Source organism: Pseudomonas sp. LS-2, assembly GCF_003605735.1.
Classification (GTDB): Bacteria; Pseudomonadota; Gammaproteobacteria; order Pseudomonadales; family Pseudomonadaceae; genus Aquipseudomonas.
Genome location: NZ_QXTJ01000038.1, coordinates 45,875 through 59,694 on the forward strand (window position 1 = coordinate 45,875; position 13,820 = coordinate 59,694).

Genomic DNA, 13,820 nt, shown 5'->3' on the forward strand with positions numbered 1-13,820 from the left:
GCGTGCCGGCGGTGGCGGTGTATCTGCAATGCATTCATCAACCGATCCATGTCAACCGCCGGCAAGCCGCGCTGCTACAGAGTTTTGCCAGCAACACGTCTTGCCTGTTCAGGTCCGAGCGTCGAAAGGATTCAACCCAGTTCTTTTTCTACCGCGTCAGCCAGTTGCGCCAGCGAGGTGAAGTGGTAGTGCGGTTCGGTGCGCTCGGATTCCAGGGTGCCGCCGGTGCCTTTCTGGGCGAAACGACGTTCGATCCAGCAGGTCTGGTATCCCAGACGCATGGCGACGCCAATGTCGTGGTACTGGCTCTGGGCAACGTGGAGGATGTTTTCGAACAAGATGCCTTGGGTTGCCAGCACGCCGCGGGTGTAAGCGAAGAACTGCGGATCGGGTTTTTCGAACCGTACGTCATCGACAGTGACGCGCACATCGAATGGCTGATCCAGGGTCTCGGCCATGTGATTCAGAGCCCAGATCTGCGAGTTGGTGGTCGCCACCAGTTTGAAGTGTTTGCGCAGACGCTTGAGCGCTTCGACCGAATCCGGGAATGCCGGGAAGTTCTTCACTGACTGAGCCAGGCCTTTGGCGTACTCATCGTTGTCCGGCAGGCCCAGCCTGGAGGCGATGACGTGGTAGCAGCGCTCCAGATCGTCCGGCCACCAGCCCGAATCGGTAGAGGCACGGGCTTCACGGTAGGCCTTGAGGATGTCGTCATCGCTGCAGGCTTTGCCCGCTTCGCCCGCCACTTCGCGCACATGGGCGAGGATGCCGGCTTCGAAATCGATCAGGGTACCGACGACGTCGAACGTCAGGGCTTTGAACTGCTTGAAAGACATAGGGCGCTCCGCAAGAAAAGTCGTGAGGATGAAACTGACTGGACGGTCCCATTATCTGCCCGCCCTCTCGCGCAATATTCTGTTTTGCCCTGCCCTTAAGGCATAACCTACTGTTTTTCTACTCGACGTACCGCAGCTGTGCTCAACGGCTCGATTCGAGGGTCGCCGCCAGCCCCAGATGAGGGTACAGCGCGTCGATTTCGAGCAGGTCGGCACGCATTTCTTCGATAATCCAGTCGCGCACATTTTCCACGATCGGGCGCACCGGACGGTTGCCCGGCACCACCAGACAACAGCGTCGCGAATTGACCCGAAATGTCTCTGCCGCCGGCACCAGTTCGCCCTTGCACAGTGAATTGGACACCACGTTGAGCCAACCCAGCGCGATGCCCTGGCCAAGCAAGGCTGCCTGCACCACGACCGCATAATCGGAAAACACCAGCGTGTTGTCCGCGCGCCCGTGCGTCCCGAAAGGCGCTGCCCAGGCACGATCCTGATGGTCCATGCTGATCAGTGTCGGCACCTGTTTTCGACTCCTGCCCTGCACCACATCCGCCAGGTACTGAGGGTTGCAGACCGGCAGGGTAATCTCCGGAATGACCAGTGTTTCCGTGGCTTTCAGGCTTCCTTCATCGAGATAGCGCATGCCCAGATCGACGTCCACCAGCGGCCCCCCGATCCTTCCGGACATCAGTTGGTAACGCATGTCGACCGTGGGAAAGCGCTGATTGAAGCGGCTCATGCGCGGCATCAACCAGTGGGTGGTGAAGGCCGTGGAGACCGACAGCGTGACGGTCTCGATGCCGGTTGCGCGGGCTTCGATTTCGCTGATGGCCGACTCGATGGTGCTGAAGCCTTCCTGCACCCGGCGAAACAGAATGCTGCCGCTTTCGGTCAGCCGGGCACCGCCTCGAACACGCTCGAAAAGCTGCACGCCGAGATGCTCTTCGAGGCGTGACAACATGCGGCTGACGGCCGGCTGACTGACGCACAACTCGTCGGCTGCCCGAGTGAAGCTGCCACAGCGAGCAGCGGCTTCGAAGACGAACAGCGAACTGGAGCTGGGGAGTTTTCGACGGAGATTTGACATGACCTCAGATTATGCCTCGCACAACTATTAGTAAATTGTCTGCTGCAAAAAAGCGCGCCTATTCTTGCGAGCGACTGCATGCAACATTCCAGCCGTCGATCAGCCTCCCCTGATGCACCTCTCTATCATTCGAACGAGACCGCACCCGTATGGAAAACGCCCTGAAGTTTTATATCGACGGCCGCTGGGTAGACCCATGCGGCAACGACCGCATGGCCGTGATCAACCCGGCCACAGAACAAGCGTTCGGCGAAATCGCCATGGGCAATCTGGATGACGTAGACGCTGCGGTGAACGCTGCGCGTCGTGCTTTTCCGGCATTCGCCGAGACCTCACCGGCAGAGCGCAGGCGGTTGCTGGAACGCATACTTGCCGCCTTCATGAACCGTTATGACGAAATCGCTGATGCCGTGATGCAAGAGGTCGGCGCGCCGAAAACCTTGTCCCACGACTGGCAGGCCGGGATTGGCAAGCGTCATCTGGAACAGTTGCTGCTGACGCTCGACACGTTCGAATTTCAGAAACAACGGGGCACGACGCTGATCAGTCAGGAGCCAGTCGGTGTGGTGGCGCTGATCACACCGTGGAACTGGCCGATCAATCAGATCGTCTGCAAAGTCGCCCCCGCCCTCGCGGCAGGCTGCACGATGGTGCTCAAACCCAGTGAGATCGCCCCGATCAACGCGTTGCTCTTCGCCCAGGTGATGCATGAAGCCGGGGTGCCCGCAGGGGTGTTCAACCTGATAAATGGTGACGGCCCGACCGTGGGAGCAGCACTCGCGGCGCATCGGGACGTGGACATGGTTTCGTTCACCGGCTCGACCCGCGCCGGCACGGAGATCGCCCGCCTTGCAGCGCCTACGGTCAAACGCGTGCATCAGGAGTTGGGGGGCAAGTCCGCGAACATTTTGCTCGATGACGTTGACCTTGAGTCAGCGGTGACCTCTGGGGTGGACAGCTGCTTTGGCAACAGTGGGCAGTCCTGCAATGCGCCGACCCGCATGCTGGTTCCCGGGGCACTGCACGATCAGGCGGTTGAAATCGCCCGCCGTGCTGCAAAGGCTCACACGCTGGGCGCGCCAGACGATGCAGCTACCCGCATGGGTCCGGTCATCAGCGAACGGCAATTCGATGCGATTCAAAAGATGATCGGCATTGGCATCGAAGAAGGTGCGCAATTGGTGTGCGGTGGCCTGGGCCGACCGGCTCATCTACCCACGGGCTATTACGTCCAGCCGACGATCTTTGCCAACGTCACTCAGGACATGACGATTTCAAGGGAAGAAATCTTTGGCCCGGTGCTGGTCATCCAGCCCTATGAGGCGGATGCAGACGCCGTCAGCATGGCCAACGACAGCGTGTTTGGTCTGGCGGCGTACGTGCAATCGCCCGATGTGGAACGCGCTCGAAAGGTGGCATTGCAGATGCGCGCAGGCAGCGTCTACATCAACTATCCGAACTGGGACGCCAGCGCGCCATTCGGCGGTTACAAGCAATCAGGCAACGGGCGGGAATATGCCGAGTTCGGTCTGGAAGCGTTTCTGGAAACCAAGGGGATTGTGGGATGGGGCGCGTGAGGGTCGGCTGAGTCGATTGTCTGTAGGAGCCGCACGGCCCCGCAGACCTGTAGCAGTCCGGCTTGCCGGCGGTGGCGATACGACGGACGCCTGCGCCGGCAAGCTGTGCTGCTACAGACTGAGTGAGGTGAGCCAGAAACGATCAGGATCAGGAGCTCGCGAGCCCATCCGCTAGATGCCGGAGACCTCGACATCCCGCTGCGCAACGGTCGCTTGGGCCTTGATCAGGTCGGCGATGCGCTCGGCGATCATGATCGTTGGCACGTTAGTGTTCGCGCAGGGAATCGACGGCATCAACGACGCATCGCACACGCGCAGTCCCTGGACCCCGATCACTCGCCCCTCCCCTGTGGTGACTGCCAGCGGATCATCGGCGCTTCCCATGCGGCATGTGCCTGATGGATGCCAGGTGCCGCCGACATTGCGCTGCACGAATTCGGTCAGCGCCCGGTCATCGGCCATCAGCTTTTTCAAGGTAACACCCTGAGTCACCAAGCCATGCACCAGCCATTGACGCAAAGGGCCTGCGACGTCCAGCAACAGACTCAACATCCCCCGCTGCAAGGCATTGAACGCACCCGGCATCGCGACTTTCGCCACCCGAGGCGAATAGCTGGAAGGGAACACCACGCTGCGCGCTCCAGCCAGCGCATCCGCCGACAAGGTTTCTGCGCCCAACCGCAGCGCCTGTTTCAAACGCTCCAGATCCCGAGCATCGGACAACATCTCGAAGCGCACGACCGGCTCGTCGTTCGGGTCGCTGGACGCCAGGCGCAAACGCCCCCGGGAATAAGATTTATTGACCCAGAAAAACAGGGTGCCCAGACGATATCCAATGGAATGCCAGCCGGAGCGAGACAGGATTGCCCCGTGCATGTCACAGGGAACCGTGCCTTGGAGCCCCGACGAAAACCGCACGATGGCCTGCTCGTGATGCTCGTCGGGAAACGCCGTACGCCCCTCGCGATTGAGCAACGCAGAGACCGCAATCGATGGATGCTCCATCAGATTCGCCCCCACACCCGGCCGATCACTGACCAAACTGATGCCCAGTGAAATCAGGTCATCGACCGGACCAATGCCGCTGCGCAACAGAATGGCCGGACTGTGAATCGCGCCGGCGCAAACGATGACTTCTCTGGCCATCAGCGATTCGACTGCGCCGTCCTGGCCAATGATTCTGGCCCCCACTGCGCGCCCGGATTTGATCAGTACGCGGTCTACAAGGCAGTGTGTCTTGATGGTCAGATTGCTGCGACGACGCACTTCGTCGGTCAGGTAACACACCGAGGTTGGAATCCGGTCACCCTGTTCGCTGACGCCAATGGCGCCGACGAAGACGCCCTCTTCCCACGGGCCATTCTGATCGGGTTTGTGCGCAAGGCCGCGCCCGCCCAACACGTTCATCACGCCTCGCACGAAGGGCGAAAGCCGCTCAGGCGAGGTGCGTCGAATCCGCAGAGGGCCGCTGTTGCCATGCAACGCAGCATGCTGCGGACCCCTGAAATCACTGTCGTTTTCCAGCTTGCGAAAGTACGGCAGGCAGTTGTCCCAATTCCAGCCTTGCGCACCGAGCGTTTGCCACTCGTCGTAATCGGCAGGCGCCCCTCGATTGGTCATCAGCGCGTTGATCGCCGAACCGCCGCCCAGAATCCGCGCCTGTTCGTATCGACGCTCGGCGCTGGCCCGATTGCCCATCAAGGCAGTCAGGCGACGCCAGATGTTGCTGACATCCAGGTAGGCGCGCCCCGGATACCGACTGCGAATCGCAGCCGGCATGGTCCGAGCGCTGATGTCTCGACCCGCCTCGATCAGGCAGACCTGCTTATCCGGATCTTCCGAGAGCCGCGCAGCCAGCACACACCCTGCCGAGCCGCCGCCGAGTATCAGGTAATCGATCATGTGCGCACTCCGGCCTTACTGGACGAAGGACAGCCAGCGATCCTTGGCCGCAATCCCCGCAGGCGACGCCCACCACTCTTCGGACATCATCGCCTGGCGGGCGGCATTGTCCGGCGAGCTAGGCAGTTCTTTGGCTCGTTGATCGGTGATCTTGCCGGTTGCGAAAGCGGCAGGGTTCCCCGGGCCGTAGTCGATGTACAACGGCAGGTTGGCCTGCAACTCAGGCGACACCGCTTCGTTGACGAACTTCACGGCAGCGGCGTAGTTAGGGGCGTTTTTCAGGATGCACAGCTGGGTGTTCTGCAGCAGGCCATCGTTGTAGGTGAACGCGACATCGGGGTTGCTTTTCTGCACCGCGCTGGCGCGACCGTTCCAGATCATCAACATGTCCACTTCACCGTCTGCCAGCAACTGCGCCGATTGACCGCCTGACGTCCACCAGACCGCAATATTGGGTTTGATCTGCTCCAGGCGTTTGTAGGCGCGGTCGACATCCAGCGGATAGAGTTTGTCTCGGGGGACGCCATCGGACAGCAGCGCGGCTTCCAGGGTACTCATCGGATCGTTGCGCAGCGCACGGGTGCCGGGGAAGTTTTTCACATCCCAGAACTCGGCCCAGGTCTGAGGAATCTTTTTCAGGGTTTTCGTGTTGTAGCCGATGACCGACGAATAGAACTCGTAGGCCACCGAATACGGCGTGCGATAGGCAGCGGGCATGCCCTGCACGTTGGGCATTTTGCTCAGGTCCAGCTTCTCGATCAGCCCTTCGTTGCCGCCGCGCACGCAGTTGGACGGAGGGGTGTCGATCACGTCCCAGACCGGTTTCTTCGCCTCGCCCTGCGCCTTGACCATCGGCCAGGCGTCCGGCGCGCTGTCCTGCTTGATGGTCATGTTCAGGGCTTTCGCCGCGGGATCCAGAATGGCTTTGGTCTGCGCTTCCTGATACGCGCCCCCTTGCGAGACGAAGGTGATCTCGTCGGCCCATGCCGGCACCGCACACGCCACCGACAGGCTCAACAGGGATAAGACGGAACCGAACGCTGCAGTAACAGACAAGGTTTTCATGGCAAATCATCCTGGACGTAGATTAATTCGGCAGTGCTAAAACCTCGACTGAACACCCTGCACCGCAGTGCCTTGCTCAGGTTTGATCTTATTATTCGACCGAGCGGGAGCCTTGGACGTTACAAGAGCATGACGGCCGGGGGCAATGCACGATTAGTCAGATAGTCCATGACGTGAGGTTATGCAAAAAAATACCTTTACACCCGCCAGTCGTTCGACCTGCGCCATCACTCACTTGATGGCGGCAAACGGTAAACGCTCGGTCAGCGCTTGCGCAAGGTAACGGGTAAACACCTGGATGCGCTGCGGGATATGGCGCCTGTGTTGATACACGGCGAAGATGTCGGCGCGAGGTGCCTGGTGGTCCGTCAATACCGCTTGCAGTCGCCCATTCTCCAGATAGCCCTGAACATTCCAGCGCGAGCGCAGGATGAGCCCGTGACCATCCAGCGCCAGGCTCAGCGCCACTTCACCATCGTTGCTCGACAGCGTTCCACTGACCTTGTGCGAGTAATCCTGGCCATCCTTGCTGAACCGCCAGATCGCGTAATCGCTGCCGAACTGGCGCAGGACAATGCAGTTGTGCTGCGCCAGATCGGCCACTCGGGTCAGCGCAGGCATAGCCTCAAGGTATCCTGGCGACGCACAGAGGATGCGCGGGTTTTCCAGCAGGCGGATGCCGATCAACCGCGAATCCGGCGGCTCCCCCATGCACACCCCGATGTCGAACTGATCATCCAGCAGGCTCAGCGGCTGGCTGGTCAACTCCAGCGAAATTTCAAGGTCCGGGTGCAAACGCGCGAAGCTCGACACGATCGGCGCCAGATGCTGACGTCCGAAACCCAGCGTGCCGTTGATTCGCAAGCGCCCCTGCAACGTGGGCTGACGGCTGTTCAGCGCGCTTTCCAGCTCTTCGAGCTGCCGCAGAATCGGGCGACTGCCCTCCAGATACAGCGTACCTTCCGGCGTCAGCGACAATCGCCGGGTGGTGCGCTGCAGCAACTGCACGCCCAACCTGGCCTCCAGCTGGCTCAAGCGTTTGCTGACGGCGGGCAGTGACAGCCCCAGATGCCGCGCCACTTCCGTGAGGCTGCCGCGGGTTGCCACCTGCTGAAAGAAACTCAGGTCATCGATCATGCTCATGGATTCTTTCCTTGAAACTAAGAATGGCTTTCCCGGAAGACTAATTATTAATCCAGAGACACTGCATACACTGAGACCCGTGCCCCAATCAACCCAAGGAGTCGAATCCATGAGCACCCGTCAGTACAAAATTGCAGTGATCCCCGGCGACGGTATCGGCAAGGAAGTCATGCCCGAGGGCGTACGCGTGCTCGATGCCGTCGCTGCCCGCTTCAACCTGGAACTGCAATGGGACTGGTTCGACTTCGCCAGCGCCGATTACTACCTGGCTCACGGCAAGATGATGCCGGACGACTGGTTCGACACCCTCAAGGGCTATGACGCGATCTACTTCGGCGCCGTGGGCTGGCCGAACGTGGTACCGGACCACATTTCCCTGTGGGATTCGCTGTTGCAGTTCCGCCGCGAATTCGACCAGTACGTCAACCTGCGTCCCTGCCGTCTGATGCCGGGCGTGAAGGCCCCACTGGCAAACCGCAAGCCCGGCGACATCGATTTCTGGGTGGTGCGCGAGAACACCGAAGGCGAATACTCGAGCGTAGGCGGCAAGATGTTCCCCGGAACCGAGCGCGAGATCGTCCTGCAGGAAACCGTCATGACCCGCGTTGGCGTCGACCGCATCCTGAAATTTGCCTATGACCTGGCCCAGAGCCGGCCGAAGAAGCACCTGACCTCGGCCACCAAGTCCAACGGCATCGCGATCACCATGCCCTACTGGGATGAGCGCGTCGCCGAAATGGGCAAGCAGTACCCCGACGTCAACGTCGACAAGTACCACATCGATATCCTGACCGCGAACTTCGTCCTGCACCCGGACTGGTTCGACGTGGTGGTGGCGAGCAACCTGTTCGGCGATATCCTTTCCGACCTGGGCCCGGCCTGCACCGGCACCATCGGCATCGCGCCTTCGGCCAACATCAACCCGGAGCGCAACTTCCCGAGTCTGTTCGAGCCGGTGCATGGTTCGGCGCCCGACATCGCAGGCAAGGGCATCGCCAACCCCATCGGCCAGATCTGGTGCGGCGCAATGATGCTCGAACACCTGGGCCATCCGGAAGCCGGCGCAGCGGTGCTGACAGCGATTGAAACCGTGCTCGCGATGGGCCCGGAGAATGCCCCGCTGACCGCCGACATCGGTGGCACAGGCAACACCGAAGCGCTGGGCAAGGCCATCGCTGCTGCGGTCTGAGCGGACAAATAACGCGCAATCTCCCGTTCCGGCCGAAGGATTCGGGAGATTGTTGCGTAGGGCTCTGGCATCGTGTGGGCATCTGCCCGACTGCCTGCGAGACGCCCATGGCCCTGCTGTTCAAAGTCGATGACGCCCGCGGCGACATCTGGAAATCACTGTTCCAAACCCACGCGCCAGACATCGACGTGCGCCTGTGGCCCGACATCGGCGATCCGTCGCAGGTGCGTTACTTCGCCGCCTGGCAACCGCCGAAGAACCTGCACGAGCGCTTCCCCCATCTTGAAGTGGTATTTGCAACCTCAGCCGGGGTCGATCAGTTCGAACTGGGCGAGTTACCCGAACACATCAACGTGGTCCGCATGCTCGACCCCGGCATCGCCAAAGGCATGATCGAATACGCCTGCTTCGCGGTATTGAGTTTGCATCGGCAGATCCCCCTGTACCTTCAACAGCAGCAGGCGCGGCAATGGCAGGAGCATGAACTGATGCCCGCCAGACGCCGCCGTGTTGGGGTCATGGGCCTGGGCAATCTGGGCGTCTCGGTGCTGGAAAGCCTGCGTCCGTTCGGTTTCGAACTGCACGGCTGGGCACGCTCGCAAAAGCACATTGACGGCGTAGAGTGTTACGCCGCAAACGACCATCTGGAGCCGTTTCTCAATCAGTGCGACATCCTCATCTGCCTGTTGCCATTGACCGATGACACCCGTGGAATCCTCAATGCCAGAACCTTCGCGGCGATGCCCGAAGGGGCGCAACTGATCAACCTCGGGCGCGGGGGACACTTGGTGGAAAACGACCTTCTGGATGCCTTGGCGAGCGGCCAGCTGGCACATGCCATCGTTGATGTGTTGAACGATGAACCGCCCGCCGAAGACCATCCGTTCTGGCACCACCCCGGCATCTGGATGACACCCCACATTGGCGCCAACACCTCCCCGGACAGCGCTTTCGAGGTGCTGCTGGAAAATATTCGTCGGCATCAGCGCGGCGAGGCGATGCTCGGCGAGATAGCCCGTGATCAGGGGTACTGAAGCCGTTCAGTACACGTCGCGCACATAACGCTTCTGTTCGGCCAGATAGCGTAAATACTCAGTCGCCCGTTCGGGGCTCAAACCGCCGTGCTCGCCGATGACTTCGCGCAGAGCCTGATCGACATCCTTGGCCATGTGCGTGGCATCGCCGCAGATGTAGAGCTGCGCCCCGTCCTGTAGCCAGCGCCACAGTTGCGCACCCTGTTGACGAATGCGGTGCTGGACGTAGATTTTCTCCGCCTGATCGCGAGAGAACGCCAGGCTCAGGTTCGTCAGCAAGCCATCCTTCTGCAGGCCTTGCAGCTCGTCGCGATAGTAGAAGTCGGTCGCTGCATGCTGCTCGCCGAAGAACAGCCAGTTGCGCCCGCGGTCACCGCGCATGCGCCGCTCCTGCAGAAAGGCCCTGAACGGCGCGACACCGGTGCCGGGGCCGATCATGATGATCGGCACGTCACCATCGGCAGGCGGGCGGAAATGCTGAGTGGGCTGGACGAAGATCGGCACTTCGCAGTCGTCCGCGCGGTCCGCGAGAAAGGTCGACGATACGCCCTTGCGTTTGCCGTAGCGCACGGCAGAAACGGTAAGATGAACTTCGTTCGGATGGGCCATTGCGCTGGAGGCGATGGAGTAAAGGCGCGGCTGCAAGGGCTTGAGATGTGCCAGCAGCTCCTGCGCGGAACACCTCAGGGGGAATTCGCGCAGCACGTCCGCCAGTTGCCGGCCCCAGAGCCAGTCTTTCAACTCACCTTTGAACGGGTCGGTCAGCAGGTCTCTCAGCTCGTTGCTGTTGCTGCGCTCGGCGATGAACCGCAATGCCTGCGCGTTGGGTCGTGCGATTTCGATTTGCTCCGTCAGCGCCACACGCAGCGGCACCTCCCCATATTTGTCGAGGACGACCGGTTGCTCGCCATTCAAGCCGGTGAACTCCAGCACCTCGTCGACCAGTGCCGGACAGTTGCGCGGCCAAACCCCCAGCGCATCGCCAGCGTTGTATTTCAGACCCGAGTCGCCGAGCGTCAACGCAAACTGGCGAGTGTCCTTGCTGGCGCCCTTCCCGTTCAGCCGGCGGTTGATAGACAGTTTCGCCGGGTGCGGACGCCCACGGGTTGGCTGGTCGCCTGGCGCCGTGTCAGCGACTTCGATGTCGGGAATGTCCAGCGCCAGCGCCTGTTGCAGCGCCTTGAACCAGCCATCGGCAGGGTCCTGAAAATCACCGTCGCAATCGACCCGAGGAATCAACGGCGAGGCACCTAGCGTCAGCAAACGCTGATCCAGATTCCTGCCGTGCTGGCAGAAGCGCTCGTAGCTCGGGTCACCCAGCGCCAACACGGCGTAGCGCAGCGACTCCAGGCGTTCTTGCTGAGTTGTCAGGGACTGCCAGAAGCCTTGCCCATTGTCCGGCGAATCGCCGTCGCCAAACGTGCTGCTGATCAGCGCGACATTGCTCACTTCACTGAGTCGCGCCACGGGGAAACTGTCCATCGCCGCCACCTGCACAGCAATACCCGCCGTGCGCAGATGGGTGCCGAAGCGCTTGGCCAGGGTTTCGGCGTTGCCGGTTTGTGAAGCCCAGAGCAGGGTCAGCAGCGGCTCGCCTTGCGCCGCGTCAGACATTTGCGGTTCGGCTTCGGGCAGGTCAAGAAAGCGATGGCCGATCAACTCCACTTTGCGCAAGGCCACGGCGCAGAACTTGAACTCGGGCTGTTGGGAAATCGGGTCTATCGCGTCGCTGGTGACAGCGTTGATCGCCAGGTTTTCGCCATACACATCGTTCCAGTGAAACGGCGCGAAGCAGTTGCCGGGGCGCACCCGGTCGGTGAGGACCGCAGGCAACACGGCCTGTCCCCGAACCGAGCGCACTTCCACTGCGTCCTTGTCGCGAATGCCCAACACAGCAGCGTCGTCAGGATGGATTTCCACGAATGGCCCCGGATTGAGCTTGTTCAGCGCCGCCACTTTCCCGGTCTTGGTCAGGGTGTGCCATTGATGTTGCAAGCGCCCAGTGTTGAGCACCATCGGGAAGGCATCATTGGGCATTTCGGCGGGCGGCATGTGCGGGCGCGGCAGGAACATCGCCTTGCCGTTTGCCGTGGCGAAAACAATCGCCGGGCGCTCACCCTGTTCATCCAGCCGAGCGGCCTGGCTGACACCGTCGTTGAGGTAACGAATCGGGTTGCGCGTGCCGATGTCGTCAGGCGCGCAGGGCCATTGCAGCGACTGATCGCGCAGCCGCGCGTAGCTCGCTCCGCGAATGTCGTAGCCGGTTTTCGGGTTCCAGGCCTGTTTGATTTCCTCGAACACGTCTTCGGCCGAGGCATAGCTGAAGGACTCGGCGAAGCCCATTTCACAGGCGACCCGCGCAATGATCTGCCAGTCCGGCAAGGCCTGGCCAGGCGCATCGACGGCTTTCTGCGTGAGGTTCAGGTTGCGCTCGGAATTGATCATCACCCCTTCGGCCTCTGCCCACAGCGCGCCTGGCAGGAGGATGTCAGCGTAGCGATTGGTTTCGGTGTCCAGGAACGCGTCCTGAGTAATGACCAACTCGGCGGTCTGCAGCGCTTCGATCACCGTGGCGCGGTTGGCGACGCTGGCGACCGGGTTGGTGCAGATGATCCAGCAGGCTTTGATAACGCCATCGCGCATCTGCTCGAACATGTCGATGGTGCCACCGCCCAGCATCTGGCCGAGGCTGCCGCGGGGAATCGCCCACAGGTCTTCGATAAAGCTGCGATCCGATTCAACCAGAACCGAGCGTTGCCCCGGAAGGCCAGGCCCCATGTAGCCCATCTCCCGACCGCCCATGGCATTGGGCTGGCCGGTGAGGGAGAACGGCCCGCTGCCCGGACGGCAAATCGCCCCGGTGGCCAGATGCAGGTTGCACAGCGCATTGGTGTTCCAGGTGCCGTGGGTGCTCTGATTCAAGCCCATGGTCCAGCAGCTCATCCACTCCGGGGCAAGGCCGATCATCAGTGCGGCCTGGCGAAGGTCGGCTTCGGCCAGACCGGTGATCTGCGCGACGTTTTCAGGGGTGTAGTCGGCGAGAAACGCCGGCATCGCGTCCCAGCCCTGAGTGAAGGACGCGATGAAGTCGTGGTCGATGTCGCCGTTTTCAAGCAGCAAGTGCAACAGGCCGTTGAGCAACGCCAGGTCGGTGCCGGGTTTGATCTGCAGAAACAGGCTGGCCTTGTCGGCCGTGGCGCTGCGGCGGGGATCGACCACGATCAGCTTGGCGCCGGCCTTGACCCGGTCCATCATGCGCAGGAACAGGATCGGATGACAGTCGGCCATGTTCGCGCCGATCACGAAGAACAGATCGGCGTTGTCGAAATCGTCGTAGGAGCCGGGCGGTCCGTCCGAGCCCAGCGACAGTTTGTAGCCGCTGCCGGCGCTGGCCATGCACAGCCGCGAGTTGGATTCGATGTTGTGGGTGCGCACAAAGCCCTTGGCCAGTTTGTTGGCCAGGTATTGTGCTTCCAGAGACATCTGCCCCGATACATAGAACGCCAGTGCATCGGGGCCGTCGCGGTCGAGGATCGTGCGCATGCGCAGCGCGGTTTGAGTGATTGCCGCATCCATGTCGCTGCGCACAGGATCCTGATTGCGCTGATGACGCAGGTACGCCGATTCCATACGCCCGGGATCGGCGATTGCTTGTCCACAGGTGGTGCCCTTGGTACACAGACGCCCGAGGTTGGTCGGATGCTGCCTGTCACCCGTGACCCTGATCACACGATTGTTTTCGACCTGCATGACGACGCCGCAGCCGACGCCACAATAAGGACACACACTTCGCACGCTGTTGCTCGCCATAGCCGATTTCCCGAAACCAAAAAAAAGACGCCCTGTTCTCCCCCGTCGAAAATACGGAGAGCACACGGCGCCTTTGTCGTGAAGATGGCAATCGGCGTTGACTGCCTGTAAGCGGGCAATTGCAAAGGACAGGCCAGCCTTCTGTGTCTGCCTGTCGCCCCACGGGATGTCGGC

The 13,820-nt window shown here is 61.3% G+C and carries 9 protein-coding genes; 3 read left to right on the plus strand and 6 right to left on the minus strand.

All coding sequences use genetic code 11. The features are described from left to right. Positions 1-131: 131 nt before the first annotated feature. Positions 132-836, minus strand: coding sequence for an HAD-IA family hydrolase (locus D3M70_RS20780; RefSeq protein ID WP_120127542.1), 705 nt, complete (start codon positions 834-836; stop codon positions 132-134). Between the two features lie 142 nt (positions 837-978). Continuing rightward, on the minus strand, positions 979-1,926 hold the full coding sequence (locus D3M70_RS20785) for a LysR family transcriptional regulator (RefSeq protein WP_120127543.1): 948 nt from the start codon (positions 1,924-1,926) through the stop codon (positions 979-981). 149 nt (positions 1,927-2,075) lie between these two features. Between D3M70_RS20785 and D3M70_RS20790 the strand changes: the two genes are divergently transcribed. Continuing rightward, positions 2,076-3,503, plus strand: coding sequence for an aldehyde dehydrogenase family protein (locus D3M70_RS20790; RefSeq protein WP_120127544.1), 1,428 nt, complete (start codon positions 2,076-2,078; stop codon positions 3,501-3,503). A 171-nt stretch (positions 3,504-3,674) separates the two neighbouring features. Here the strand turns inward: D3M70_RS20790 and D3M70_RS20795 are convergent, their stop codons facing one another. The 3 genes from D3M70_RS20795 to D3M70_RS20805 form a co-directional block, all read right to left on the minus strand. Continuing rightward, positions 3,675-5,405: a GMC family oxidoreductase gene (locus D3M70_RS20795; RefSeq protein WP_120127545.1), complete on the minus strand. Its 1,731-nt coding sequence runs from the start codon at positions 5,403-5,405 to the stop codon at positions 3,675-3,677. A 15-nt stretch (positions 5,406-5,420) separates the two neighbouring features. Then, positions 5,421-6,470, minus strand: a complete 1,050-nt coding sequence (locus D3M70_RS20800; RefSeq protein ID WP_120127546.1) for an ABC transporter substrate-binding protein — start codon at positions 6,468-6,470, stop codon at positions 5,421-5,423. A gap of 231 nt (positions 6,471-6,701) precedes the next feature. After that, positions 6,702-7,613: a LysR substrate-binding domain-containing protein gene (locus tag D3M70_RS20805; protein WP_120127547.1), complete on the minus strand. Its 912-nt coding sequence runs from the start codon at positions 7,611-7,613 to the stop codon at positions 6,702-6,704. A 109-nt stretch (positions 7,614-7,722) separates the two neighbouring features. On the opposite strand from D3M70_RS20805, the gene D3M70_RS20810 reads away from it, so the two are divergent. Next, positions 7,723-8,802: a tartrate dehydrogenase gene (locus D3M70_RS20810; RefSeq protein ID WP_120127548.1), complete on the plus strand. Its 1,080-nt coding sequence runs from the start codon at positions 7,723-7,725 to the stop codon at positions 8,800-8,802. A 107-nt stretch (positions 8,803-8,909) separates the two neighbouring features. After that, positions 8,910-9,836: a glyoxylate/hydroxypyruvate reductase A gene (locus D3M70_RS20815; RefSeq protein ID WP_120127630.1), complete on the plus strand. Its 927-nt coding sequence runs from the start codon at positions 8,910-8,912 to the stop codon at positions 9,834-9,836. A gap of 6 nt (positions 9,837-9,842) precedes the next feature. Here the strand turns inward: D3M70_RS20815 and D3M70_RS20820 are convergent, their stop codons facing one another. Further along, positions 9,843-13,646, minus strand: a complete 3,804-nt coding sequence (locus D3M70_RS20820; RefSeq protein WP_120127549.1) for a bifunctional nitrate reductase/sulfite reductase flavoprotein subunit alpha — start codon at positions 13,644-13,646, stop codon at positions 9,843-9,845. Positions 13,647-13,820: the final 174 nt, after the last annotated feature.

Bases quoted from the DNA above. Each gene is read 5' to 3' on its own strand.
- D3M70_RS20780 (WP_120127542.1), bottom strand. From the start codon at position 836: ATGTCTTTCAAGCAGTTCAAAGCCCTGACGTTCGACGTCGTCGGTACC.
- D3M70_RS20785 (WP_120127543.1), bottom strand. From the start codon at position 1,926: ATGTCAAATCTCCGTCGAAAACTCCCCAGCTCCAGTTCGCTGTTCGTC.
- D3M70_RS20790 (WP_120127544.1), top strand. From the start codon at position 2,076: ATGGAAAACGCCCTGAAGTTTTATATCGACGGCCGCTGGGTAGACCCA.
- D3M70_RS20795 (WP_120127545.1), bottom strand. From the start codon at position 5,405: ATGATCGATTACCTGATACTCGGCGGCGGCTCGGCAGGGTGTGTGCTG.
- D3M70_RS20800 (WP_120127546.1), bottom strand. From the start codon at position 6,470: ATGAAAACCTTGTCTGTTACTGCAGCGTTCGGTTCCGTCTTATCCCTG.
- D3M70_RS20805 (WP_120127547.1), bottom strand. From the start codon at position 7,613: ATGAGCATGATCGATGACCTGAGTTTCTTTCAGCAGGTGGCAACCCGC.
- D3M70_RS20810 (WP_120127548.1), top strand. From the start codon at position 7,723: ATGAGCACCCGTCAGTACAAAATTGCAGTGATCCCCGGCGACGGTATC.
- D3M70_RS20815 (WP_120127630.1), top strand. From the start codon at position 8,910: ATGGCCCTGCTGTTCAAAGTCGATGACGCCCGCGGCGACATCTGGAAA.
- D3M70_RS20820 (WP_120127549.1), bottom strand. From the start codon at position 13,646: ATGGCGAGCAACAGCGTGCGAAGTGTGTGTCCTTATTGTGGCGTCGGC.